At 37.3% G+C, this 26,096-nt stretch carries 25 protein-coding genes, 1 tRNA gene and 2 pseudogenes; 18 read left to right on the top strand and 10 right to left on the bottom strand.

Annotated features, from left to right (window positions below; genetic code table 11):
* Positions 1 to 26: 26 nt before the first annotated feature.
* Entirely contained in the window at positions 27 to 1,034 is a 1,008-nt protein-coding gene (gene epmB, locus CAP51_RS00240) for an EF-P beta-lysylation protein EpmB (RefSeq protein WP_087618713.1), read from the bottom strand.
* 176 nt (positions 1,035 to 1,210) lie between these two features.
* Here epmB and efp point away from each other — a divergent pair, with 176 nt between their 5' ends.
* The 8 genes from efp to CAP51_RS00200 all read left to right on the top strand — a co-directional run bounded on the left by efp (position 1,211) and on the right by CAP51_RS00200 (position 10,085).
* Entirely contained in the window at positions 1,211 to 1,780 is a 570-nt protein-coding gene (gene efp / locus CAP51_RS00235; protein ID WP_087618712.1) for an elongation factor P, read from the top strand.
* Positions 1,781 to 2,218: 438 nt separating this feature from the next.
* Entirely contained in the window at positions 2,219 to 4,321 is a 2,103-nt protein-coding gene (locus CAP51_RS00230) for a carbon starvation CstA family protein (RefSeq protein ID WP_087618711.1), read from the top strand.
* A gap of 2 nt (positions 4,322 to 4,323) precedes the next feature.
* On the top strand, positions 4,324 to 4,626 hold the full coding sequence (locus CAP51_RS00225; RefSeq protein WP_087618710.1) for a YbdD/YjiX family protein: 303 nt from the start codon (positions 4,324 to 4,326) through the stop codon (positions 4,624 to 4,626).
* A gap of 77 nt (positions 4,627 to 4,703) precedes the next feature.
* Positions 4,704 to 5,699 (top strand): AAA family ATPase, encoded by a 996-nt coding sequence (locus CAP51_RS00220; RefSeq protein WP_087618709.1) that lies wholly within the window; start codon positions 4,704 to 4,706, stop codon positions 5,697 to 5,699.
* 15 nt (positions 5,700 to 5,714) lie between these two features.
* Positions 5,715 to 6,641 carry a DUF58 domain-containing protein gene (locus CAP51_RS00215; RefSeq protein WP_087618708.1) on the top strand — a complete coding sequence of 309 codons (927 nt, stop codon included), beginning with the start codon at positions 5,715 to 5,717 and terminating at the stop codon, positions 6,639 to 6,641.
* Positions 6,641 to 8,731, top strand: coding sequence for a transglutaminase TgpA family protein (locus CAP51_RS00210; protein WP_171294692.1), 2,091 nt, complete (start codon positions 6,641 to 6,643; stop codon positions 8,729 to 8,731). The genes CAP51_RS00215 and CAP51_RS00210 overlap by 1 nt, the downstream gene beginning before the upstream one ends.
* Before the next feature lie 56 nt (positions 8,732 to 8,787).
* Positions 8,788 to 8,864 (top strand) — tRNA-Val (locus CAP51_RS00205).
* Positions 8,865 to 9,071: 207 nt separating this feature from the next.
* Positions 9,072 to 10,085 (top strand): tyrosine-type recombinase/integrase, encoded by a 1,014-nt coding sequence (locus CAP51_RS00200; protein WP_087618706.1) that lies wholly within the window; start codon positions 9,072 to 9,074, stop codon positions 10,083 to 10,085.
* A gap of 23 nt (positions 10,086 to 10,108) precedes the next feature.
* Here the strand turns inward: CAP51_RS00200 and CAP51_RS00195 are convergent, their stop codons facing one another.
* Positions 10,109 to 10,411, bottom strand: a complete 303-nt coding sequence (locus tag CAP51_RS00195) for a hypothetical protein (protein WP_087618705.1) — start codon at positions 10,409 to 10,411, stop codon at positions 10,109 to 10,111.
* A gap of 245 nt (positions 10,412 to 10,656) precedes the next feature.
* Positions 10,657 to 11,358, bottom strand: a complete 702-nt coding sequence (locus CAP51_RS00190) for a hypothetical protein (protein WP_087618704.1) — start codon at positions 11,356 to 11,358, stop codon at positions 10,657 to 10,659.
* Between the two features lie 583 nt (positions 11,359 to 11,941).
* Here CAP51_RS00190 and CAP51_RS00185 point away from each other — a divergent pair.
* Positions 11,942 to 12,889 (top strand): MobA/MobL family protein, encoded by a 948-nt coding sequence (locus CAP51_RS00185; protein WP_087618703.1) that lies wholly within the window; start codon positions 11,942 to 11,944, stop codon positions 12,887 to 12,889.
* Between the two features lie 311 nt (positions 12,890 to 13,200).
* On the opposite strand, the gene CAP51_RS00180 is transcribed toward CAP51_RS00185, so the two are convergent.
* Both CAP51_RS00180 and CAP51_RS00175 read right to left on the bottom strand, forming a co-directional pair.
* Positions 13,201 to 14,433 carry a type II toxin-antitoxin system HipA family toxin gene (locus CAP51_RS00180; RefSeq protein WP_087618702.1) on the bottom strand — a complete coding sequence of 411 codons (1,233 nt, stop codon included), beginning with the start codon at positions 14,431 to 14,433 and terminating at the stop codon, positions 13,201 to 13,203.
* Positions 14,430 to 14,690 (bottom strand): helix-turn-helix transcriptional regulator, encoded by a 261-nt coding sequence (locus CAP51_RS00175; RefSeq protein WP_087618701.1) that lies wholly within the window; start codon positions 14,688 to 14,690, stop codon positions 14,430 to 14,432. The genes CAP51_RS00180 and CAP51_RS00175 overlap by 4 nt, the downstream gene beginning before the upstream one ends.
* Positions 14,691 to 14,877: 187 nt before the next feature.
* Between CAP51_RS00175 and CAP51_RS00170 the strand changes: the two are divergent.
* Together CAP51_RS00170 and CAP51_RS00165 are read left to right on the top strand one after the other, a co-directional pair.
* Positions 14,878 to 15,270 (top strand): annotated as a pseudogene (locus tag CAP51_RS00170) (HipA domain-containing protein); the annotation flags it as partial.
* 10 nt (positions 15,271 to 15,280) lie between these two features.
* Complete coding sequence (locus CAP51_RS00165; RefSeq protein WP_087618699.1) at positions 15,281 to 15,523, top strand: helix-turn-helix domain-containing protein; 243 nt, start codon at positions 15,281 to 15,283, stop codon at positions 15,521 to 15,523.
* Between the two features lie 121 nt (positions 15,524 to 15,644).
* Here the strand turns inward: CAP51_RS00165 and CAP51_RS00160 are convergent, their stop codons facing one another.
* From CAP51_RS00160 to CAP51_RS00145, 5 genes and pseudogenes are all read right to left on the bottom strand, one after another.
* Complete coding sequence (locus tag CAP51_RS00160; RefSeq protein ID WP_087618698.1) at positions 15,645 to 16,490, bottom strand: hypothetical protein; 846 nt, start codon at positions 16,488 to 16,490, stop codon at positions 15,645 to 15,647.
* Positions 16,477 to 16,818: a hypothetical protein gene (locus CAP51_RS00155; protein WP_087618697.1), complete on the bottom strand. Its 342-nt coding sequence runs from the start codon at positions 16,816 to 16,818 to the stop codon at positions 16,477 to 16,479. Before CAP51_RS00155 ends, CAP51_RS00160 begins: the two co-directional genes overlap by 14 nt.
* A 419-nt stretch (positions 16,819 to 17,237) precedes the next feature.
* Positions 17,238 to 17,414, bottom strand: coding sequence for a hypothetical protein (locus CAP51_RS17260; protein WP_171294691.1), 177 nt, complete (start codon positions 17,412 to 17,414; stop codon positions 17,238 to 17,240).
* Between the two features lie 323 nt (positions 17,415 to 17,737).
* Positions 17,738 to 17,977 (bottom strand): annotated as a pseudogene (locus CAP51_RS00150) (Txe/YoeB family addiction module toxin).
* Positions 17,974 to 18,228, bottom strand: coding sequence for a type II toxin-antitoxin system Phd/YefM family antitoxin (locus tag CAP51_RS00145; RefSeq protein WP_087618696.1), 255 nt, complete (start codon positions 18,226 to 18,228; stop codon positions 17,974 to 17,976). The pseudogene CAP51_RS00150 and the gene CAP51_RS00145 overlap by 4 nt, the downstream one beginning before the upstream one ends.
* A 955-nt stretch (positions 18,229 to 19,183) precedes the next feature.
* Between CAP51_RS00145 and CAP51_RS00140 the strand changes: the two genes are divergently transcribed.
* The 7 genes from CAP51_RS00140 (at position 19,184) to CAP51_RS00110 (ending at position 25,971) form a co-directional block, all read left to right on the top strand.
* Positions 19,184 to 19,774 (top strand): hypothetical protein, encoded by a 591-nt coding sequence (locus CAP51_RS00140; protein WP_087618695.1) that lies wholly within the window; start codon positions 19,184 to 19,186, stop codon positions 19,772 to 19,774.
* A 63-nt stretch (positions 19,775 to 19,837) separates the two neighbouring features.
* Complete coding sequence (locus CAP51_RS00135; protein ID WP_087618694.1) at positions 19,838 to 22,585, top strand: autotransporter domain-containing protein; 2,748 nt, start codon at positions 19,838 to 19,840, stop codon at positions 22,583 to 22,585.
* Between the two features lie 21 nt (positions 22,586 to 22,606).
* A complete protein-coding gene (locus tag CAP51_RS00130) occupies positions 22,607 to 23,368 on the top strand; it encodes a hypothetical protein (RefSeq protein WP_087618693.1) in 762 nt (253 codons plus the stop codon).
* A 56-nt stretch (positions 23,369 to 23,424) separates the two neighbouring features.
* The gene (locus CAP51_RS00125; protein WP_087619839.1) at positions 23,425 to 23,808 is read left to right on the top strand and encodes a hypothetical protein; all 384 of its coding nucleotides are present in this window, start codon (positions 23,425 to 23,427) and stop codon (positions 23,806 to 23,808) included.
* Between the two features lie 35 nt (positions 23,809 to 23,843).
* Positions 23,844 to 25,064, top strand: a complete 1,221-nt coding sequence (locus tag CAP51_RS00120) for a tetratricopeptide repeat protein (protein ID WP_087618692.1) — start codon at positions 23,844 to 23,846, stop codon at positions 25,062 to 25,064.
* Positions 25,065 to 25,331: 267 nt separating this feature from the next.
* Positions 25,332 to 25,646, top strand: a complete 315-nt coding sequence (locus CAP51_RS00115) for a type II toxin-antitoxin system Phd/YefM family antitoxin (protein ID WP_087618691.1) — start codon at positions 25,332 to 25,334, stop codon at positions 25,644 to 25,646.
* An 85-nt stretch (positions 25,647 to 25,731) separates the two neighbouring features.
* Entirely contained in the window at positions 25,732 to 25,971 is a 240-nt protein-coding gene (locus CAP51_RS00110) for an antitoxin (RefSeq protein ID WP_087619838.1), read from the top strand.
* The last annotated feature ends 125 nt before the right edge of the window (positions 25,972 to 26,096 follow it).

Here is a 26,096-nt window from a genome sequence, read left to right as displayed (position 1 = left end):
CCTAGTAAAACCTGTTTACCTACATCCTAATAAATATTTAATGGAGTCTTATGCTGCTCCCCATGAATCTCTCTCACCAACTTTGGCATCAAATAACCCGGTAATTCTTTTAATAGGTCTTGGTATATATTTTGTGCCTTTTGATCTGAAATCAGAAAGTGTGAAGCACCACTTACTTTATCCAAAACATGTAGATAATAAGGTAACACACGTGCTTGAAACAGTCGATAGCTGAGTTCGGTCAAGCTAACATAATTGTCATTTATTCCCTTTAAAAGTACAGATTGGTTGAAAATTGTCACGTCATGTTGGATAAGTTTTTGCATTGCCGTGTCAAAATTCGAGTCGAGTTCATTGGCATGATTACTGTGGACGACCATGATATTGTTTAAACGACTTGATGACAGAATATGCAATAACGCATCATCAATACGTTGTGGAATTACCACAGGCAGCCGTGTGTGGATTCTTAGAGTCTTGATCTGGGGCAGTTGTTCAAAATAACCTACCCATTTTGCCAGCTTTTCATTGGATATAGATAGCGGATCGCCCCCACTTAGAATAATTTCGTTGATGTCAGGATGGGCTAGAATATAGGGTTTAATTGCCAGCCAGTCTTTATCTTTGGGTAAATTTTCCTGATAGGGGAAATGCCGGCGAAAACAATAGCGGCAATGGATGGCACAGGCACCAGTGAGTGTCATCAAAATTCGGGATTTATATTTATGTAACATGCCCGGTAAGGCATTGGCATCGCGTTCACCTAAAGGGTCCAGACTAAACTCACTATTTTCCTGCATTTCCAGATGATGAGGAAAAACTTGTAAAAATAGGGGATCATAAGCATTTCCAATCTGCATCTTTTGTACGAATTGTCTTGGAACACGCAGTTTAAATTGCTGATGGGCAAGTAGCGCCTGAGAATTTAGATCATCGGGGGAGAGATTTAAACAGGAAATTAGCTCAAAAGGATCGGTAATTAGATCACTCAGTTGCGATTGCCAGTTTTTCTCTTGGAATAAATAGTTTATCATTCGACACGATTTGGATAATGCGATAGGGCATTATATAGGGTCTGTTGACATTTGATAAATAGGTAGCGTTGTTGGTTAAAAGTCTTGTGCTGTACATGGCGCATATCGCAACCATCGATGAAATATCAACAGACTCTAACATAGTGATAGTTTATTAAGTTTGGAGTGTGCCAGTTATGGCCTATTATTCTACAAATGAATTCAAGCAAGGCTTAAAATTGATGCTTGATGGTAACCCATGTTCAATCATGGAAAATGAATACGTAAAACCAGGTAAAGGACAAGCCTTTAACCGTGTGAAATTGCGTAATCTTAGAACTGGTAAAGTATTGGAAAAAACCTTTAAATCAGGTGATTCTCTGGAAGCAGCCGATATCGTAGAAGTCGAAATGGACTATCTATATAACGATGGCGAAATGTGGCATTTCATGAATCCTGAAAACTTTGAACAGCTTGCCGCAGATAAAACTGCAATGGGTGATGCAGTGAAATGGTTAAAAGATGATTCCAACGAAAAATGCAGCATCATGTTGTTTAATGGTGTGCCTTTAAATGTAAGTGCACCAAATTTCGTGGTATTAAAGATTGTTGAAACCGATCCGGGTGTTAAAGGTGATACTGCTGGTACAGGTGGTAAACCGGCAAAACTGGAAACTGGTGCGGTGGTACGTGTACCATTATTTGTACAACAAGACGAAAGCATTCGTGTGGATACACGTACAGGTGAATATCTGGAACGTGCTTAATTGCCATTTTTTGTGCAATTTGTTAAAAGGACGATGGAAATCGTCCTTTTTTAATGCCAAAGTCGTAGAAAAGAATAGTGAAACAGGGATAAAGTCACAAGAATACAAATACTAAATACAGTAAACTAAGTCCATTGATATTTCATGATTGAGTCGTGTTGTAATTTGGCTGACATAAAGGCGTTATAAAACTTGATAATGAAAGATCAATACATCTATCTTTATCAACTTTTACCACGATCAATATGGAAAATGGGTAACCGTAGGGCTAAGTGAGCACAATCGTGACAAGATCTAAATTTTGCCTAGACATTGCGAATCTGATGTTTGATCAGATGTAAAAACAACACGCTTAGGTTGAGTTTAGCTTAATTGTCAAGATCAAGGATGAGATATCAACAAGTCTAAAGCTTGTAGAATCAATTGATGAGGTTAAACATGGATGCGATTCAGACAAAATCTACGCTACAGTCTAAAATTATCTGGAGCTTGGTGGCAATTGTAGGCGCAGTATCTTTTGGGGTGCTGGCAGTCAGTCGAGGTGAGCATGTCAATGCAGTATGGCTGGTACTCGCCGCCATTTGTATTTATAGCATAGCGTATCGTTTTTACAGTTTATTTATTGCACAGAAAGTATTTGAGTTAAATCCTAATCGTCTGACACCAGCGCATCGTTTAGCTGATGGTCTGGATTATGTGCCGACCAATAAATATGTTTTGTTCGGACATCATTTTGCTGCCATTGCCGGTGCAGGCCCTTTGGTTGGGCCGATTCTTGCTGCCCAAATGGGTTATCTGCCCGGGACCATCTGGCTATTGGTCGGTGTGGTATTGGCAGGTGCTGTTCAAGATTTTCTGGTGTTGTTTATTTCGACCCGGCGTGATGGGAAATCATTGGGTGAAATGGCAAAACAGGAACTGGGTTCCTTTGCCGGTATTATTGTCATGCTCGGTGCGCTGGGGGTAATGATCATTATCCTTGCTGTACTGGCACTGGTGGTGGTCAAGGCACTGGCACATAGCCCATGGGGCGTGTTTAGTATTGCAGTAACCATTCCAATTGCCCTGTTTATGGGTGTTTATATGCGTTATATCCGTCCGGGTAAAATCGCAGAAGTTTCTATCATCGGTTTTGTCCTGATGATGCTTGGCATTGTATATGGTGGACATATCGCTGCTGATCCTTATTGGGGACCATTTTTTACGCTTTCAGGTACACAGTTAACTTGGGCACTGATCATCTATGGATTTGTTGCTTCGGCCTTGCCTGTCTGGTTGTTACTGGCACCGCGTGATTATCTTTCGACCTTCCTGAAAATTGGCGTAATTGCTGGCTTGGCTATCGGTATTGTGGTGGCATTGCCGGAAATGAAAATGCCTGCGGTAACGCATTTTATCGATGGTACAGGTCCGGTATTTTCGGGTTCAATGTTCCCGTTCTTATTTATTACCATTGCTTGCGGTGCGATTTCTGGATTCCATGCGTTGGTTTCAAGTGGTACCACACCCAAACTGGTCGATAACGAATCAAATATTCGTATGATTGGTTATGGTGGGATGTTGATGGAATCGTTTGTGGCAGTGATGGCGATGATTTGTGCCACAGTACTTGATCCAGGTATTTATTTTGCCATTAATGCGCCCGCAGCTGTTTTGGGAACAACTGTAGAAAGTGCTGCCGAGGCAGTACGAAATCTGGGCTTTGTGGTAACACCGGAAATGTTGACGGTACTGGCAAAAGAAGTGGGTGAAGAAACGATCTTGTCACGTACAGGTGGAGCACCGACTTTTGCGATTGGTATGGCGCATATTATTTCCGAGATTTTTAATAGTCGTGCCATGATGTCATTCTGGTATCATTTTGCCATTTTATTTGAAGCATTATTTATTTTGACTGCGGTAGATGCTGGTACACGTGCTTGTCGTTTTATGGTGCAAGATACGGTTGGTATTGTGATTCCCGCAGTAAAAAATTCACATAATTTCTTTGGTAATTTACTAGGTACAGCTGTTGCAGTGGCAGGTTGGGGCTTCTTTGTCTATCAAGGCGTGGTTGATCCATTGGGCGGGATCAATTCATTATGGCCGTTATTCGGTATCGGTAACCAGATGCTTGCAGCCATGGCATTGATTCTAGGCACAGTCATTTTATTTAAAATGAAAAAACAGAAATATGTATGGGTGACTATTGTTCCGACAGTTTTTCTGTTCATTACATGTATGACGGCTGGCTGGCAAAAGATTTTCCATGAAAACCCCAAAATCGGTTTTCTGGCGCAGGCCAATCGTTTTTCTGATGCATTAAGCCGCGGTGAATTACTTGCACCCGCAAAAACTGTTGCGGAAATGCAAACCGTGATTTTATCCAATCAGATTAATGCGGTGTTATGTGCATTCTTTATGATTGTTGCGGTGGTAATGTTGATTGCGTCCATAGGTGTCATTCGTCGTGCATTAAAAAGCCCTGTACCAACAGTTAATGAATCGGAAGCGATTTATACCGATGTTCCTATGACTGCAAACAGTGTCAAGGGAGAGTAAGTATGAATTTTAAAATGGCGCTACAAGGTAAGACAATTATTGTGAAAATTATTAAATTCACGATTATGTCGCAAAAGAATCTATTGCTGTCGCCAAAGAACTGGTCACGTGTTGCAGTATTATGGCAGCGCTTGCAACAAAGTTTTCGGTTGATGGTTGGGGTGCCTGATTATCAAACCTATTTGACTCATATGCAAATTCATCATCCAGATTTAACTCCCATGGATGAAAAGACTTTTCATCGTTACTGTGTGGATGCACGTTATCCGAGTAAGGGCGGTAATATGAAGAAATGTCCGTGTTAAATAAGTGCTAATTTTCAATTAGTCATCGATAAAAAATAGTGTACTCTAACTGAGTGCACTATTTTTTTGGAAGAACGATGCTTTTGTCCAGAGCAGAAAACCAAACAGCTAAACCAGATCATCAGTTAAACGACGACCATATTGCAAATCATGAACTTGCAAATCATGAACTTGCAGACCAAATTGCTGCAATTTATCCGAATCTTTTGCAATATTTGGATAGTTTAAATCAAATCGTTCTAGACAAATCCCAGCAAATTAAACTTTCTGTCTGTGCACTGATTGCCGGCGGACATGTCTTATTCGAGGATTTACCCGGATTAGGTAAAACCACGCTGGCACAGGCTTTGGCAACACTTTCAGGTTTACATTATCAGCGTATTCAATTTACCAATGATTTATTACCCAGTGATATTTTGGGGAGTAATATTTTTCATCCTGAAAAAGCCCAATTTGAGTTTAATCCCGGTGCAATTTTTAGTCAGATACTGTTGGCCGATGAAATTAACCGCAGTAGTCCGAAAACCCAAAGTGCCTTGCTTGAAGCAATGGAGGAGGGCGCGGTATCGATTGAAGGGGTACGTCATGTATTGCCGAAACCATTTTGGGTGCTGGCTACACAGAATCCCCTGCAACAATCAGGCACCTATCCTTTACCAGAATCCCAACTGGACCGGTTTTTGATGCGTTTATCGATGGGCTATCCTTCAGCTGAAGCGGAAAGAATTTTATTAAAAGGTGAAGATCGCCGAAAATTACTGGCGCATATTGAGCCAATTTTGACAGTACATACTGTTCTGCAATTACAGCATCTGAGAGCACAAGTGCTGATTTCCGATCAAATGATTGATTATTTACAAGCGTTGGCTGCTTGGAGCAGAAGCAAGGTGGTGGGGTTGTCTACTCGAGGATTGCTGGCTTTAAAACGTGCTGCACAGGCATATGCGATCGTTGAGGGACGCTATTATGTCATTCATGAAGATGTACAGGCTGTCTTTGCTGCTGTGGTTGCCCATCGTATTCATTTATCAGAAGCCGAAGTGCAACAAGCACTTAAACACGTTCCCTTATAGAATCTGGCACGCTCTATGTCTTTGTTAGAAAAGTATTGGCAAAATTGGCTGAGCAGACGCTTTCAGTTAAAAGGTTCTAAAACGCTGGCACAGCGAGATGTGTTGGTATTTTTTAATCGTGAAGGCTATCTTTATCTGGTATTACTGTTAATTACTTTTATTGCAGGTATTAACTACGGCAATAATCTGGTTTTAGCCCTATGCTTTTTGCTATCAAGTATTTTACTGTTGAGCTTTTATCTGGCATTTCGACAGTTATATGGGTTAAACATTGCTTATGAAGTCGCAGAGCTAGGACAAGCGGGACAGCCTTTTACGATTAAATTCAAATTTATACCGCAGAAAAATCAAATTCATTTACATTTGCGCTGTGAGTATCTACAACAGGCAAAAAAAATCACCATTTTAAAATCTCCCCTCGTTGTGCAGTTTGATCATATCGTTTCCAAGCGGGGACTGTATCAACTGACACCTTTATATTTTTATAGTGTCTATCCTTTTGGGATTATCCGTGCGTGGAGTTTTGTCTATCCTCAAAAACAGATCTGGATTGCACCGCGGCCAATAGAAGTAAACTTGACCCAGTTTGGCTTTAAATCATTTTTACAGCAACAGCAGCAGGGGACAGAAGATTTTAGTCACTTACGAGAGTTCCAATCTGGTGATGCTTTAAACCGGATTGCATGGCAACAATATGCCAAAGGACGAGGATTGCTGGTTAAACAATTTGAAGAAGTCCCCCATCATGCCTTAAATTTTTATTATGAGCAGATGCCCGCAAGTTTACATGAAGAAAAATTGGGGCAGCTCATGTATCTGGTGGAACAAGCTCATTTGCATCAGGCTGGTTTTAGTCTGACTTTACCGAGTCAAAGTTTGCCTTTTGGCATGGGCGAGCAGCATTATGATCAGGCCAGATTAATACTGGCACAGGAGCCATGATGCTATTCAAAAAAAATAAAGCAAAAACACTGGCCCAAACTAGCCTCCATCAGAAAAACTATCAATCCATATTATTGGCATTGTTTGCTGTATTGATTCCACATTTTTTTTATATGCCTGTCGGCTTAAGTCTGTTAATGGCTGCGTTATTGGTCATATGGCAAGTTTTATTATATCGCAAAGGTAATTTCCGGCAGGCACAATCCAGATGGCTGCAATATACCGTTGTAGTTGTGGGACTTGGTATTATTTTTTTGCAGTACAAAACTTTTTTTGACGTCGAAGCTGGTTGTGCAGCATTGGCCTTGATTCTATTAGGCAAAGCATTTGAGGTTAAAAATTATCGTGATGCCATTATCCAATTGAATTTTGCTTTATTTGTTGTGGCAAGCTTATTTTTGTATGGACAAGGATTAATACTGGCAGTTGCTGCACTAATCGGGGTATTTGCATGTTTTTATGGCATGTATCAATTGCAAAGCTATCATGCTGCTTACGAAGAAGTGCTTATTCAGGAGGTTTCTTCCAAACAGTTACGTCAACAGGCATTTAAAACAGTAGGCAAGCTGCTGTTAATTGCAATGCCAATCATGGTGGTATTATTTTTATTTTTCCCGCGCTTACCGCCATTATGGAGTATGCCAACCTCGAATCAGCAAGCCAAAACCGGCGTCAGTGATGAAATGTCTCCGGGGGATATTGCCAGATTAAGTCAATCTAGTGAACTGGCATTTCGTGTCATTTTCCCTATGCCACACTCTTTGCCACCAAAATCACAACTCTATTGGCGTGCTATGGTTCTGGAAGACTTTAATGGGCTGAAATGGACGCAGAATGATCGTAACAAATATGCAGCATTTGTACAGCAAAAAGACCTGAGCAATCCGCAATCCATTCTGCCAGTTTGGTATCAACTGCCTGAGAGTACTTCGCGTTTTCAGGTAATAGATTATCAAATGATCATTGAGCCAACCTTTCAAAACTGGACCTATGCTTTGGACTATAGTATTGCTGCACAGCCCTTACAGCTAAAGCCGGATTTAAGTATACAATTGCCTTTTCCCTTGACTCGCCGCCGCCAGTTTGAGTTTAAATTATTACAACCGAATCCGGTTGCAAATCTTGAGATTTCAGAAGAACTCCGAAAACGTAATTTAGCTTTACCCGCACAAGCCAATCCGCAAACCAAAGCATTTTCCGCACAGTTATGGCATCAGTCGGGAGAAAATCCGCAGCGATATGCACAACGCATTTTAAACTGGATTGGTCAAGAGAATTTTTCTTATACCTTGTCACCACCTTTATTAAATGGTGATCGAATCGATGATTTCCTGTTTCGCACCCGTGCGGGATTCTGTGAGCATTATGCTTCTGCTTTTGTAAATTTAATGCGGATGGCTGGGATTCCTGCCCGTGTGGTGGTTGGCTACCAAGGTGGGCAAGCTGCACCGGATGGACAAACATGGGAAGTGCGCCAACTCGATGCTCATGCATGGACTGAAGTCTGGTTTAAAGATCAGGGGTGGGTGCGTATTGATCCTACAGCTGCGATTGCGGCAGAACGTATTGAGCAGGGCATGCAAAACTATGCCCAAAATACTAGCTTGTTTGGCGATGCTCATTTCAATCGATTGCAAAGTCAGTGGCTGACACAGGCCAGAATCTGGGCGGATTATGTCAATTATCAATGGCAAAGCAAGGTGGTTGGATTTGATCAAAATAAGCAGCGTAACTGGTTACAACGATTCTCTATAGAACATTTATCTCAACAGCTTATGCTTCTATTATTGGCGATCATCAGTATTATTGGCACTGTGATCTGGTATTTGTCACGAAGTCAGCGTGTGCCACAATCCAAACTCGATCGCGCATTGCAACAACTGTCTAAACGGCTCAATCATATCAAATTACAACGTCTGGAAAATGAACCTGTTTTAAGCTGGTTGAAACGCATTCAACAGCATAATGGTGTGGATGAACGACTGACCAAGATTATGCAACTTTATACACAGCATACTTATATCAACAATTTATCCAAGGCAGAATTAAGGCAGTTGATTGATTTGATTGGAAAATATACATTTGCATAGAAATTAAAAGAAAATCACTTGTCTGTTTTCCAAAAAATGCTATGATGCACGCACTTAGGCGTATAGCTCAGTTGGTTAGAGCGCTACGTTGACATCGTAGAGGTCTCCAGTTCGAGTCTGGATATGCCTACCAAGTTTTAATGCTTAAATATCAATTGCTTAAGCTGCTAAAGTTGGAAAAGAACCTCAGTTTTTAATGCTAAATTGGTCAGCTTGAGGGTGCAAAATACTCAAAATTTGCGTCAAAAACACCTTATCATTTCCGTTTTAGCACCATTTCGACACCAAGTATTTATCTTGGTTTTCGTGTTTGGTGCTGCTACGACACCAAGGTGATTTTATGCAAAAACCAGTGAAGCGCGGCAATTCATATCGGATTCAAGTCCGCTACAAAGATCTCCGTGATACAGCCACAAGAGATACAGCCCGTGAGTGTGAGCAATGGGCAGCTACTCGTCTTCTTGAATTGAAAGCACAGTACAGCAATTTAATTACATTACAAGAAAAACCGCCGTATCCTTTCCGATCTTTATTTGAAAAGTATTATCTTGAAGTTGGGAGACATAAGCGTGGTTACACTTACATCAAACAACAGTTAAGTGCATTTGATCGATACTTTGGCGATATGACACAAATGTCTATCCATGATATTACACCGCAAAAAGTGACAAAATGGCGCAACGATAGGTTGAAGGAAGTTTCGTCGGGTACTGTGCAGCGTCAAATGTGCCTATACTGTTCAATATTCAATTATGCAAAAAATGAATTGTTTCTCATTGCTGAAAATCCATTTGCAAAAGTGGCCAAGCCCTTAAAGCCTAAACCTCGTAACCGATTAATTAGTGCAGATGAAATTAATAAAATTCTAGCCGCATCCAATTATAAGTCAGGAACGACGCCATCGACACCAGGGCAATACGTTGCTTGGGCGTTTCTATTCGCTATGGAAACTGCCATGCGTCGTGGTGAAATTATTGGAGTAACCTGTAATAACATATATAAAGATTATATCCATTTACCGATTACTAAAAATGGTGATTCAAGAGATGTACCTTTATCTAAGGAGGCTAGAGCATTATTAGACTTGGTGCCACATAAAGATAGAGTCAAGCTGATACCTCACAATGACAATTCGTTTCGCCTATGCTGGCAACGCACTTTGAAGAAAACAGGCTTATCAGGATTAATTCATTTTCATGATACAAGACATGTTGCTATTACCAATTTTGTAAATAAGCGGAAATTGCCAGTTGAGATATTGGCAAAAGTGACAGGGCATAGAGATATTAAGACTTTGATCAACACTTATTACAATCCTAATGCATCGGACATTGCTAAAATGATGAACGCTTAAAAGAAAAGGGAGCTGTTGCTCCCTTAATTTTTACGTCTTGCACCACGTTTTACCGTTACACTAAGATTTTCTAAAATTGGTATGACTTCTTTGGGGTCATATAGGTGCTTGGTATCCGAGCCTTTATTGAAAATACGCAATTTCTCTATGAGTGCTTTGCGTGAAATATTGAACCGCTCTTGTAGCCATGATGCATCTACACGGTTGGGTAGTTGCTCTGTTTTTAATTCGATCACAGTACCCACATTGGGGATTGTATCGTTTAAAAAAACTTGTGGAGCTTGATCAGATTCAATTACCATTACATATTTTTTTATAATTCCCACATTATTCTCCGTTAGAAATTGATTTTAAAATAATTGCAGAGGGTCAGCAATACAACTAATTTAAAATGAACTTTAGCAAATTAATTTTAAAAAAGATGAGTTTTATGCAAAAAATCAAAAAAAAGACTTATTTTTTTATTATATCAGTAAATAATCTTTTGTTAGTTCTAAATTATAGCAACGTTAACTACTCAGCTCATTTAAAATAAATGAGCTAATAACGTATACTGCCTTATCTTTTAATTTTATGATTTAGTTTTAAAAGGATTTCTTGGATCAGATAAAATAGAGTTTTTCTTATTATTGAACTTTCTTCCTTCTTCTGAGAATTTAAATTCTTTAGTTTCTGATTCTAAAAATAACTCTTTTCTAAAATAATTTTTAGTTTGATAAAGCTCTATCATCTTAAGTGTAATATCAAGATAATTCATTTCAATATCTTGAGATTTTAAAAATGATATAAACACACTTCCTATAAAAAATTTTTCATGATTTTCTTTCTTCTTGTCTTTTATCTTCTGATTTCTTTGCTTATATGAATTGCTGAAAGAGTTTTTAATCTCATTATGTGCTTTTTGTTTAATTTGATCTGGAATTTTTCTATTGTAATTTTTTAGCATTTTTATTGCTATTTTTAATCTGTCATCAGTCTGAGAGGAAGGGTCTTCATATCCACTAAAATCAACGATATCATTTTCAATATAAGAGCGATTTCTCTTTCCTATTGCACAGATAGATTCCATTGATTTTTCTAATCTGTCTAATGCTAAAATTCTCTGATATTTATTTTTCAGTTTTTTGATGTCTTCTGTTGTAAATTGATTTGCTGTTTTCGATTGAATCAATTGTAATACTAACTCATCTGAATGAGTACGTCTTGCTATCTGTCTTAAGTGTTTTTCAACCCTTAAAGTAATATCATTCACTGTTAATTTAACTCTAGCCATTTTTAAACCATATCTAATTAAGAAAATGTTGGTATATCACAGAGTCTCAAAAAAAATCGTCATAAGTTGAGTTTTTCAAAAAATACTACTCTTTTGTTAATTTATGGCTGTTAATAGTGGGACAGATAAAAAATCTTTTTTGCGAATGCAAAAAAGATTTTTTATATCTCGTATCCGTGTCTTTTAAATTATCGCTTCGCTCTAATTTAAAAGACACTTCTCCTCGTGCTGCGCAGCCCTTTTAATTTTTAAGTCTATGATTATTAATGATTATATGGTGTTACTCTTAAGCGCTATCGGCGTTACTCGTATATTTAAATAGTGTTACTCTTATTTAGTTAAGCTGTTACACGTTTTTTATAAACATCTTATGCATTTGTTTTTATTGATAAAAATTTATATTTTTTAACTTTTTTAGTTTGTTATTCTTAATTTAGGGGGTTTGTTACTCATGCAGTTTTTTTGAGTGTGTATTTTTTGATCATAATTTAAGTTTTTTTCATTTTTCTTCACGAAACGAATCATGAATTTTTAAAATTTCGTAGGATCCGATATTGCAAATAAATCAAGATCGGAGATAGAAATGTATTATTTTCATTTAAGTCACAATGTTAAAGGCAATAGTCAAAAGAAATTGAGTGATGGTCATTCAAAGTATCGATTGTCAAAAAGTGCATATCACTATATTACTCGTACTTTATATTTTTCTAAGCATAAAAATGAAATTGAAGAGCTTGAATATTGTGCTTCATATCATATGCCAATTTGGGCTGAAAATCATCCTGATCAGTTTTGGTATGCAGCAGATCAATATACAAGTGAGACCCGACGAACCTCATCACATATTACAATCGCTTTACCAAAAGAGTTGAATAAAAATCGCCGTATTGAATTGTCTGAAAGATTAATGCATGAATTTTGCGGTCAATATAAAATGCCATCAACAATTGCAATTCATAATCATATTGCTGCACTGGATGGTCATTCAGAACAACCACATTTACATTTATTATTTTCAGAAAAATGTATGTTGGATAATATTCAACGTTCCCCAGAGCAGTTCTTCAAGCAATATCGTCAAAAAAATCCTGATAAAGGTGGTGCATTAAAAATAACGGCTGATGTGCTTGGATTTGGTCGTAATATATTATTTCACTACCGAACAAAAACTGAGAAAATAATAAATGAGTTTTTAGAAAAATATGCGCCAACAAAAATTGTAGAAATTCATGGTATTCAATTAGAAGTGAGTAGTGCAGTATCGTGCTTATCAAATGAAGATTATAATAAAAAATATGGAACTAAATTAAAGGATGTTCCTCAAATTTCTCGGCAATTACTGTATAGCGCCGGTCCTGAAGATCAAGACAAAGTGGCAAATTATAGAAAGGAGATTCGGGAAATTCGTCAAAATAACCTGTGTGAACTCTATAAAAAAGAGTATGAGTTAGCGTTGGCTAAAAAACGTGAACAGGAAAATGCGAATATACATCATATTGTTCAATCGAAAAATCTAGATTATGATTTTTAATATATATACATTAAAAAACCAAGGTCGGTTATCTCTGATGAGCCAGTTCAATGGATTTAATCAGTCTTTATTCAACCTTTGATTTTAATCGAATGATCCGTCTATGCACTTTCTATAGACGGATCATTTGAAATTAGTCTTAGTACGATTTTGATCCTAGACAAAATAATGGACACGTAGTCCCTCTAAAGATAACTTAACGTTAACTTTGGAGATGTAAAATGGCTATAGACTTACTGATCCTGATTAATCACAAGTCATTTGCAACTCGCTGGCAGCAAGGATTAAAAATGTTTGGGATTGAGTCTTATCTATTCAAATTTTTTATTTTTGTCATGGCGATAATTTTTGGCTGAAAGATTTGAAGTCATGATATTCGATATTGAAGATTCGATAGACTCACGTAAACCATTAAAAACCTGAACTTGGTTGGAAGATTTAAGATAATCCGTAATATTGTCGCTTAGGTGTTCTATGATTTCTTTCGGATTTCTAATCCTAAATTGGGAACTTTTAGCCAACTTAATCAGGTCTGATATATTTGGAAATTCTTTGCTGCCATCGAGTTTAAGTGCCATTTTATGATCAATCGTTTGATAGATGAGCGTGTGGGTAATATCGAATGGCGGTGAAACAAAAATATTCTGCATATCAGGGGAATATTGCAGTGCAAAGTTTTTAAGATGTGCATCACCATTACCAATTAAACAGTTAAAAACAATATACCGATACATTTTTTCAACTTCGTTTGGATTGTCTGTATAGAGATAAGTTGCTTTTAACAAAGCTTCATAGCTTCCTGTATATTTTGCGTCAGGATCATTAGATTTCTTCATTAAGGTGCTAAAGTCTTCATATCCAAGTCTTGTACCATCATGACTTTTATCAAAACGCTCAACCACATAAGTTTCTAAATTTTCAGAAAGATACGTTTTTGGTGGCTCAAGTCCACAATAGCGGGCAGCTTCCATACAAACAAATTCATTGACCGTCAGTAATGGAAACTCCGAATCAAAGGTTTTTACAATTAAATCCTTTTGCTGAACCGTTCTATCGGTCTGGATCGTTGTTGCATTGGGTATGCTGACTTTAGGTTGCATCCCTGCCAAGGAATTTCTAAGATAATATTTTTCTAATAATTGTGGGAACAGTGGCTCATTGTTGCTATAGGACAGAATTTCACCTAGACTTAAAGATTCAGCTTCGGGTAAATTCAACTCACTTTTATAGGAGAGCATTCCTATTCCCTGACTCCCTTGTAGAGCCAGTAAATACATATCATTGACTTTGGCATATCTTGCCAGTTTTTCAGCAATAAATCGGCGATTAAACCCTTCTGGGAGATTCTGGGAAAATATAGGATGAAGTGAACCAGATGAATAGCCATCCATACCTTTTCTGGTCATTGTGAGTGATACGGGATGCTTCTCTTGGGTCGGTTGATAGTGGTGTACAGAACCATAGGTCAATACCCCTAATTCCATTTGATTCGTACAAATCGTAATTGTATTGATTTTACGAGGTAGATTGACGTTCGTGTTCATTTTTCATCCTCGGAGAACATATCTTCAATCTCATCCCAGTCGGGTAGAGTATGTTTCTTTGGGGTGGCTTCAAATTGTAAGCCAACAGCAGCCAGTACACGTTCAAATATATCAAATGACCCAGTAAAACGGCCATTCTCAATCTCGGAAATCGTTGTTTTATTTATCCGTGTCAATTCTGATAGCTTTTGTTGTGTATAGCCGAGAGCTTTCCTCTCTCTGCTTACTTTTTTACCAATTTCTAGCCTACTTGCCATAGCATCTTACCATATCATATTAGCCCTATAGCTAACATTATATGATGTATTAACTATATTAGCTATATAGTTAACTTTAAAAAATTTAAACCAATCTTCCATGAATAAGAATAATTGAGTCATTGATATAAGAATAAGGCTATGGCTGGGATACGAGATGCACGTATTATTACTAAATCCGTAAAACGTTAGGTTAACGCATAATCGAGTCTGTGAGTTGCTTGCTAAAGTGTGTACTGATCCCAAACAGGAAATCCTTGAATATTTACAGCGTGATATTGCTAATGTGGCTTTGGGAAATAAAGATAACCATAGTCGAAATACGGCAATTCAACGATATGCTGATGGACGTATTGCCTTAACGCCACTTTTTGATTTTGCGCCGATGTGGTTACATCCTGACAGCATTGCCAGAACTACTCGCTGGGAACAGGATGATAAGGGTGGTTCACCGAATTGGGCATCAGTCTTACAACAGATTTATACGGTGACAGGTATTGACCCGTCAGCATTGCAAGCCGAACTTGTGAATCTCTTACCTAAATATCGGCAACTGATTCACTATATGCAGCAACTCGAGAATATGAGTCATGGATAAACGTTATCGTCCAAGAACAGGAAGTGAGGAAGTGGCTTACCGTCAACACGCATTTGTTACAATTATGAAGCATCCCGAATGGCCTTTTTATCAAGTCGCTCGTTACTTACGGACGGAACTGCATCTGACATTACAGGAAATGGCAAAGCTCACTCGTCTAGCATCACAAACCATTCAAAAAATGGAACAGGAAGATAGCAATCCAACGCTAGGCTCTATGCAGAAATTATTATGACCCTTTGGATTGTCGCTTGTGATCCAGTAATATTCTTAGTTGAACTCATATGACTTACCGAGTATTGAAATATGCGAATAACTATATAAGTTGACTACTTGTTTATTATCAGATGATGTTGCTATTTCTTCCGTAAATATCTTTCCATTTGCAGTTGCTCAAAAGTATGCCACTGATAACGCTCTTGCCCCCAAAAAGACTGTTTAATATACACAATATGCCGAATAATAAATTTTTGATATTTCAGTAATTGTTGAATACGCTGATCATCATAATGAATATCGACTTTTTGTTGCCGCAGTGCTTGATAAAAATAGCGGTAATCCATGCTCATATTTTTTAACACTTCATCAGGTGCGATAGGGTAGAGCGGCTGACTCAATCCCTGTATTGCTTTATTTTCGGTAATTACAAGATTAGAGTGCGGATGAGATTCTCTTGCAACTTTTAATGATGAGTGTGATGGTGTTGATTCAACATTGACTGGCTGTAATATTTGTTGAATCGAGTTAGATGGCATAGAAGGCTGGATTGCTTGAACTGAATTAACTAATGATGTAACTGTTATTGTTGGAATAGGAGTTGGTTCTACAGGTTGATTTTTAGGTCCATTCTTTACTGTCATTAATTGTTTTAACTTTTTATAGTCGATCGTATAAAAGTTAGTTTGTACCCATTTATTCTTTGCCAATTTATGTGTAATTAGAATACCTGCATGTTTTAATTTTGACACGACTCGCTTGATCGTAGAGACACTATATAAACCAAGCGTATCTACCCACTGTTCATAGCTATGAAACCAGTACTTTTTATTTTGATGAATTTTGACTTCATTACTTTGTAAACAATAATGTAGTTTTTGCAAGAATGTAGCGGCTGCCACGCCGTACGCTTTGGCAAGCGTCGGCGAAGCAATTAAGGGATAGTCTCCTGAAATAAGAAGGTTATTCTTACTAGCCTTGGACATAGCGTACTCCAAGAACACGCCCAGCACGTTCAATCATTTTTTGACGTTGGTGTGTACGAAATGCCCACAGAGAGCAGAGGTTGTTATCTTGATTGAGTTTGGCAACTTCAAGTATCTGCTTATCACTCATTTCACGCAAGCAGTGACGAATAATTTGATGCGCATATTCAAGCTCTTGTAATACAGAGCTTGCGGTATCAAGTGCAATATAAATGTTTGCTAAATTTTGACGGTGTGGATTCGAAATGGATTTACCAAGTTCAACAATGAGTTGCGAGGTTTGTTTTTTAGGTGTGCAAGTGTTTGCACCATGAAAAATTGCGTTCATAGTTGTCGTCCTAGATAAGTTTTAAATACTTACCAGCATCACTTTCCTACGGTGATGGTGGCAGCTCAACAGGAGTAGGAAATACTGAATCTAGGCTCAGCCAACCTTGCGGTTGTCCTGTCAAACTGCCATAACGACTGCTTGAAACAGTAAGCAAAAAAATAGCCGCTAGTGCGACGTTTAATTTGCACCTAGATGATATCAGGTTTCCTACGCCCGAACACAGATTTTGCTGTGTAAGACTAGATTAGCTGGGTATACCTTAATCTGTCAACGATCAAATTCAATATTTTTACAAAACACAACATTAAATAATACTTTGATTATTCTGAAGATATTTTAGATTATGGACGGCCAAGAAATTTGTTATTAAAAGTACTTACTACTCAAGGTAATGACATTAAATATTGGTCTTATTTTTAAGCAAGTGCTAGTAGTTCATCTTTGTGTTTTTCAATTACACGTTTAGCCGCCTGAAGAACAATACGTTTAGTTGCTTCACCATCACCAAATTGCATAGGTAAAACAGACACTGTTTTGCTGCTTGGGCGATCTTTTGGGTCCGCAACTTCAAAGTCGTTAAGGCGTTTTATCATATTGTGCTGCCATATTTTATTTAATATTCAGTATATTATAACGGAAAATCAATATGGCTGCCAAAAGAACATCAAAGTTGATAGAAAATTTTTCATCACTTTATTTTTTCGGTCTGTTAGATTTATTGATTCATTTTATTCTTTAATTTTAATAAAGAAGAATAGTCCATTTTAGGCTTATCCACTAGGACAAAATGAGCAAATGGATAGAGTTAATTTGAGCTTATCAGAAATATCAGAGACTTAGCAGGATATTTTATCCAACTGGCAATACGATAAGGGTTCATGTACCTTTATTTTTGTTGTATGTTGCTTGATTATAATCAAGACATGGCAGTGATAATTGAATCGGATGTAACCTTATAAACGATGTGATCTCCCTTGTGGATACGTCTTGACGAGTATCCTGATAAATCCGTTTAAGATGTTCTGGCTTACCAATACCATCAAATGGTGATCGTTTTGTCTTTAATCAGGGCATTAATTCTTTTAAGTGTTAGCTTATCTGTATATTGCCAGTATAAGTAATCTTCCCAAGCCTCATCAGTCCAACTTAAAATCATTCTTCAATCAGCTCATGGTTAATTATTCTATCTGTTTCTATCTGAGCAATTGAATCACGTAATCTTTTCGCATTTACAGGGCTTTTAAGTAGATGAGCCGTTTCTTCATAGGCATTGAAATCATCTAAGCTAATTAACACAGCTATTTGGTTATTCTGTCTAGTGACAAGTACTGGAGAGTGATCATCTATGACACCATCCAGTACCTTTGCTAAGTTATTTCGTAGATCAGAATAAGTAACAACTTTCATATACACGCCTTATTCAAGTAATAATTATTGTATCTGCTTTAGTACAATACTATGAATTATTCAATCTGATCAGCAGCTACTTTATGTATATATTTAATAGGAATGGCTAGTTATGTTGTGCATATACAACGAAAGCTATCTGAAGTCATCTGGAGTAATTTGAAAGTAGAATGATGATGCGCATACTCATCATCATTCCAAAACGTGGCTATTATAAATGTTTGAAGAAGCCAAAAACTCGAATCTACATTCGAGTCAGGTGACCCCAGTCTGCTAAGACAAAAAAGAAAATAACATATTAAGTATTTGATAAAAATAGAATAAAAATTTATTCTAATTTGAATTTTATATTAAAGATTAGAGAGATAGCTGTAAAATGGTTCAGCGTTTTGATATAAAAAGTTACAATTATGGTTAATTTATTTTTTAAAGAAAAATACTTTATGGAAGTAAGACTTCTCTCATTGACTCAATATTGAGTTAATTTTATCATGCACTTGCTGACCTACATTGTCAGTCGGTTTTAGCAGACCGTTGATCCAGCACAAAGAATAGCCTGTCTATTTTTTGTGGACCTTCTCGTCCCTCTTTTATCTTTTTTATGGTAGGGCAGAAGGGGGACGTCTTTGACGTGCTGGTTCCTTGGATCCCAGTCTGCTAACCCTCTTTTGTTCTGCCACCATTATTTAGCAGTAATTGGCAGAACTTCTTAAGATTCAAGGAGTTTGTTATGTCATATCTATATTTTTTTATTTGCGCCTCCCCGCCGTTTCATTTTATTGTGTTATCTGCTAATAGAACATAGGTTTTATTTTAAAAATGTATTATTAAACATAATGATTAACTGAAAAATCTAAAAATAGATAACTCAATGAATAAATGAGTTACTAGATGCTACTGTATTTAAAAAAAGATTGATCAGTTATTTCTTTTATTGCATGCGTGGGTAAATGTTATGTCTGTTGAAGTTATTGATTTAGAAACACCAAAAATAAAAACTTTGAAAGGAATTTATAAAAATTCTTTTATTTTAATTTTTATACTTTGTTTTATTGTGAGTGTATTAAGTGAAGGTTCTTTTGTAGGGATATTTTTTCTATGTTTTATACTATTGGGTATACCTATTTTGGGTGTTACAGCATTTTATATTTTATTTTGTATAAGATTTGGGATAGGTTTTATTAAAAAGAATCAGAAAAAATGTGAGGAAGCTTTAACAAAGCTTGGCTTTAATATTAAGTATTCTGGCATTGGTATTTGTATTGATACAGATCAAAGAAAGATGGCTTTTATTGGTAGTACCAATTCTAAAACAGTTATTTGTGATTTCTCAGATGTCCGCTCATGGCATAAAGATGCATTTGTTGAGACAACTCAATACCGTAATCATGAAAATGCCTATGCAGGTTCAAAATCAAAAACTCATTTTATTCATATCGTCGTCCGTCTCGCTGATCCGGAATATCCTGAAGTACGATTTATTGCTTATAGCGACAGAGATGCAAGTATGTGGATTGCTCGCATCGATGCGTTGATCAATGGGTAATTAAGTTTAAATCTTCCATTTGAAAAAATATCTGAATAAAATTTTGAATATATAGGATAACGTATGACGCATAAAATTATTTTACCAACATTGCTTGCAATTTCTGTTGGTAGTTTGATGGTAGGTTGTGGGGGCGGTGGAGGTGATTCTGTAAAAAGTAATCCAACACCTACACCAATTCCAACTGATCCAACGCCAGTTGACCCCAAACCAACAGACCCGACACCTACGCCGGTAAACAAGGTGAAAGTTGGTGTTATTGATAGTGGTGCTGATGCTTCCAGTAAGTTCTTAACAGGACAGGTACAAAAGGTTGTTAATTACAGTGAGTCAGCAACTGGCGAAATTGTAGCGAAAGATATTACATCGGCAGGTTCAAGTGAACAGGATATGTCGATTCGTAAACATGGTAGTGTGGTATCAACTATCATTGCGGGTAATGAAGTTGAAGGCTCAACTAAAGGTGCTGCAAACGGTATTGCTGAAATTTATGCAGGTCAAGTAACAATTGATGCAGAGGGGACTGGCTCAACCAATGTCAACTTTAGCGCAATGGCACAATTGCAAGAAAAGTATGGCGTAAATGTCTTTAATGGTTCTTTTGCTGCTGAAGGTTATTTAGATCCACGTTCTAGCGCATTTGTTGATGCTCAAAAAGTGGTGGATAACGGTGGCGTGATTATCCTGTCAACCGGGAACAAAGGTTCTACGGATGCTTCGATGGAATCTTATATGCCTGTAACCCAAGAATCTCTTGAAAAGGGTTTCCTTGCTGTAACAGGTATGAATGAGGACAAATCCGGTCTACATGAACAGGCAAATGCATGTGGTAAAGCCGCACGTTGGTGTTTAGCCGCAGATTATGTGAATGGCCCTGTTGGTATTGAAAAAGATGGTACTTCTGGCCTGTATTATTTTATGGGTACTTCGGGTGCAGCACCTCAAGTTACAGCCGAAATTGCACAGGTTTGGAGTAAATACTCTTGGATGACTGCTGCACAGGTTCGTCAAGCAGTTTTAACTACAGCGACCTATGTTGATGATGGTACAGGGACTGACCAGTTGTTCAATGAAATTTATGGTTGGGGTTACTTTAATACTGAATCAGCACTTAAAGGCCCGGCATTGTTTAGCAAAATCTTTGGTGATAACTTTGAAGCTACTTTGGGTGCGGATGATATTAGTACCTTTGGCAACAACATTTCCGGGGATGGTGGACTAATTAAAGATGGTGCAGGTACGCTGATTCTAAGTGGTCAAAACACCTTTACGGGGGAAACTACAGTTGATGGCGGTATCTTGCAGGTCGATGGCAAAGTAACGTCTAAAACAACCGTTAATAATGATGGTACACTTACAGGTAAAGGTCAAGTAGGCTCATTGACCAATAACGGTACTGTATCTACTGCCAGTGGTGCTTTAACAGTTAATGGCAACTACACGCAATCTGCTTCTGGTAAATATGTTTATAGTCTTGGCAATACATTGAATGTAACTGGAAAAGCTGACTTAAATGGTTCTTTGCAGGTTTACGCTCAAGACCAAAACTTGATCACTACAGGTGATCATACGGTATTAAAAGTAAATGGCGGTTTAACTGGACAATTTGCTGATTACAGCTCAATTAGCCCATTCCTGAAAATCTCGGCTGTTAGTTACGATACAAACAGCGTGTTTGCAAAAATTGATTATGCCGATAGTAAAGAAGCAGGAACAATTAAAGGTGGTGTCAGTGAAGTTGCAGGTTCATTGACGAATCAGCTTATGAGCAATGCAAATAACAGCATGCTTGAAACTGGTCAAGCCAGTAAATTGACAGAATATGTTGCAGGCTTACAAAGTGTCACAACCAATGAAGCTGCTCAAGCTGTATTGAATAGTAACTCTGGTGCATTATTTGTAGAAGCTCCATCTGTATTACTGCGCAATGAATCTGTGATCAACAATCAAATTGCCCGCCGTACTCATGCCGTTACCAGTCATGCTAAGAGTGGTGCTTGGGGAACAGCTAGTTATACCGAAAATCGATTAGAAGCAGATGGTTGGAATGCTGTTGATTCTAAAACCTATGTGACTACGTTAGGTGCTGATTATGCATTCGGCAATGATGAAAAAAATGTGATTGGTGGTTATGTTTCAAACTACATTAGCAAGTCCGATTTCAACGAATTGGATGGCAAAAATGATGTTGATTTAATCACACTTGGTTTATACGGTAAATGGACAGCAGACACAGGCCTATATACGGCAGCTAATGTTCATTACGGCAAAGGTGATAACAAATTTAAGCGGAACATCTTTGATGGCGAAAATTCGCATCAAAGTAATGTTGAGGCTGATATGACTAATCTAGGGGCTTATGGTGAGATCGCTTATCCGTTTGGTCGCACGTACCTTTGGTCACTTACTCCATACTTAGGTTTGAGCTATAACTCGATTGATATGGATGACCTTAAAGAAAGCAATGAATATGGTTTATCAATTTCTGATAGTAAAACAGAAGAATTGAAAGGTCATATTGGTTTCCGTTTTAACTATCAAGTTACGCATGACTTCACAGTGAATGCTTTTGCAGAATATGCAAATGCTTTCAATCGTAACCTTGCAGATGTGGTAATCAAGTCAAATCTTGACGAATCAGCGACTGTGACTTACAAGTCTCCTGAATTTAGCAAAGATTATACTTTCTACGGCGTGGGCTTTGATTACATCACACCTAATCAACAGTGGAATGTCTTTGGTGATATTGCAGGTGAAGCAGATAATTCAAAAAATTATCAGCTTCAACTTGGTTTGAAATACCATTTCTAAGATTAAGAAGAGTACAACAATATGAATATACAACTTAAAACTGTAATGATTGCCAGTACCGCCTTACTGGCAATGAATATCACTACAGCAAAAACAGTATCTAATAGCTTAACACTGCAACAAGGATTAAATTGTCTAGACTGGACTAAAAAAGAACAATCTTTTACCAATCAATTGGCAATGGGTGAGCGGGGCAATATGGCACAATATGGTATGGCCTCCATTAATCAGCAGTTTAAACAGCAATATAGTAAGCAAAAATCGAAAGTGGTGAATGATCCGGATGATGAAAACTTCTGCGATGATTGCCCTGAAACAGTTGTTTATTTGCCTAAAAAGAAAAATAACTCGATTAATCGTATTGAAACCCTGATGCAGGTTAGTGCTATAGGAATGAATACGAAAATCTATCGTAATGGAGATTTACAAACCACCAAACAAATGCTCGAAAAAAATGCCAATATTAAATTTAATGCCTATACCGAGCAGCAATATAAAAAATTTAGAACTTTATCCAATACACAAAATCTTCCTGAAGGAACTGATTTACGTGCGTATAGTTTAAAGCTCTATCAACAATATCCTGATCTAAAAGTATTCAAGGGTTATGAATATAAAAATGGAAAGTTATACTCTCCAAAAAATATTTTTATTGTTACTAAGTCATATAAAAGTAAAACTCCATATGGAATGGGGAGTATTGCTTATCTGATTCTATATGATAATCCTATGAATTCTTCACAACATATTATGGAATGTGGTTATAGTGATGATTATTATTAATAATCTAAATGTCATATTTAAATCAAATTAATTTATTTAGTAGCGAGTTTAATAAAATGAAAAAACTATTTTTAGCTGGTTTATGCTTAAGTCTTTCAACTTTGGCCAGTGCAGGGGTAAAAGAAAGCCTTGTCGGAAAGCGTTTAGTCTTAGACTTACCAGATGTAGAATGTGCAGGATTATCTTTTTCTAAAAATGGTAAAGATGCTGCAATGTATGCAGAACTGGGGCAATGTCAGGATCCTTTACCACTCAGAGTCAGATGGTTAGATGATAAGACTTTTATTTTAATCGAAAAAGTCAGAATTAGTAATATGTCATCACCACGTAGCTTTTTATATAAAGTCAAAAGCATTAATAAGGACTACGTGCAACTTACTCAGATATGGACCGGTTGGGGTGATTTAAAAGACGATACTCTCGGTTATTATCTTAAATAATAGTCATATTTAAGAATATCTATTTGGGAGGGAATATGAAATTAAATCAATATTTAATAATTATGGGATTATCTTTAACCTGTATAATGCCACTGACAAGTTTCGCCCAGCAACCTAATTTCGTTGATCTAAAGGCAAAATTTATAGATTTGCAGGTTGCTGCCAGATTAGGACATGCAGCTTCACAAAATGAATTGGCAACAAAATATGCCTTGGGTGAAGGAACAAAACAGGATTATAAAAAAGCCTTTGAGTGGTATGTTAAGGCAGGATCTAAGGGTTTGGCAATCGCTCAAAGAAACGTTGGTGTGATGTATGAACAGGGCTGGGGAACTGAAAAAAATTTACAGCAGGCATTAATCTGGTATCAAAAAGCCGCTCAACAAAATTTATCTTCTGCTAAAGATGATGTAGTCCGACTATCTGCCAAGCAAGTAGTCGCAACCCCTACTACACAACCAGGATATATTGTCCCTGCTCATACCGTACAACAAACTATTCCACAATCCATAGAGGTTTACCGTAAGCAGACCTTTACAGAAAGAATGACTATCACTGAATATATCTTTCAGAATCAAAGTAATCAGCTCTATATTAAAGCAGATGACGCAGATTACCAGAATTCAGTGATAGAGTTTAATGGTAAACAATATTCCTTAAAGCAAATTTATGCACCTTATTATCAGGATCCGCATGACGATTATTCTAAATACTTTGCCAATGATGTTTCTCGTATTGCTCAAGTATTTTTACTAAATAATGATGAACTGGTTATTATTTTATCTGCTAGCCCTCGTAATTTTGGCATGTATTTTTATCAGCCATTTGGTTTATCACTCATCAGTATCAAGAATGGTATTGCATCAGTTAAAGGAAACCTGGAGGGTTTGACCTATAATGCACAGGCATTTGTGATTAGCCCACAGGGACTTGAATTAGTCCAGTTTGGACCAGCACGCGATACTGATGGAAAAAATGAGGTTGAATATGATGAGCGGTTATCAGCTATCTACCAAAACGGTAAACTCAGTTCTAAGATCGTACCATATACCAAAACCTATGAAAAACAGGTCAAGCCAATCATTTGTAAAATGTATCTAGCACATACTTATCATGAATCACTATATGATCATGAAAGTGGCTATGATGTTTTCAACTGGGCAAATGTTCCTAGCTCGACAGAACAGGAAGAGGCTACGCTTAAAACAGGTGGTGTTCAGGCTTTAGCTATACTGGAAAAGAAATATTGTAAGTAGATCGCTCTAGATTTCATTATAGAAGGTTATGGTAGGACAGATGAACCAGAATAGGTTATTTCTCAAATATTAAAGTGATTAAAAATGAAAAACCATTTTATTCAATTGAAGCTCAGTATCAGGGAACTGATATGAATGATAATGATCGGATTATCAAAGTCAATTGAACTTTACGTTATACTTATACTCCAGATGGTGAGGATTACCAACAGAAATGACAATCTTAAAGAATGGCTATATTGATATCTATAGGATGAGGTTTTAAATATGGACAGATTAACTTTTATTGATGGTGCGGTTGTTTCAGTGATTGATCTTTGTAACTCTTGGAGTAAAATTGTTCAAAGTATTAAAGATAGCCATAAACCAGTTTTTGTTTGCACGAACGATAAGCCTGAAGCTGTTGTTATGAGTCTTGAAGAATTTCAAAACATGCAGGAAATTGTTGAAGCTGTTCGTCGTGAACAGCTAGGGCAAGAAATGGCTTTTAATCTTTTGGAGATTGCTCAAATGACTGGTCAGCCGATCAAACAGATGAATCTGAACAAAAATGGTATGTTTGAAGAAGTAGGAAAACAATAAGCACAGCTGTTGGTGATACTTATCGAATTTTCGTAAAATTGGGTTCAGATCTGAGTATAGAATGTTTATAGTTAGTGGTGAGATGATGAGTAATACAGCTAAAGTTTTTATGAATGGGCAAAGTCAGGTGGTACTACTGCCCAAGGAATACCAATTTAAAGGTAAAGTAGTTTACATCCGTAAAAATGCCAAAGGGGAGGTGGTTTTGTCCGAAAAGCCTCGCACATGGGCAGATTTTTTCAATGAAACTCGTGATTTACAAGGGCTTGAAAACTTCATGGTTGATCGAGAGCAAAACATACCAGTAGAGCGAGATTTGTTTTAAGGAAATGTAGTTTAAGACTGCCAAAGGCTTTCATGATTTGAGCAATGATTGTATGAGTACCTGCCTCGTATATCGATAGGCTCTCTAGGTCAATTGCCATCGCAATATGAACAATTCATTGCCAA

Source organism: Acinetobacter populi, from assembly GCF_002174125.1.
Taxonomy (GTDB): Bacteria; Pseudomonadota; Gammaproteobacteria; order Pseudomonadales; family Moraxellaceae; genus Acinetobacter; species Acinetobacter populi.
This window is presented reverse-complemented; position numbering and strand designations above follow the sequence as displayed.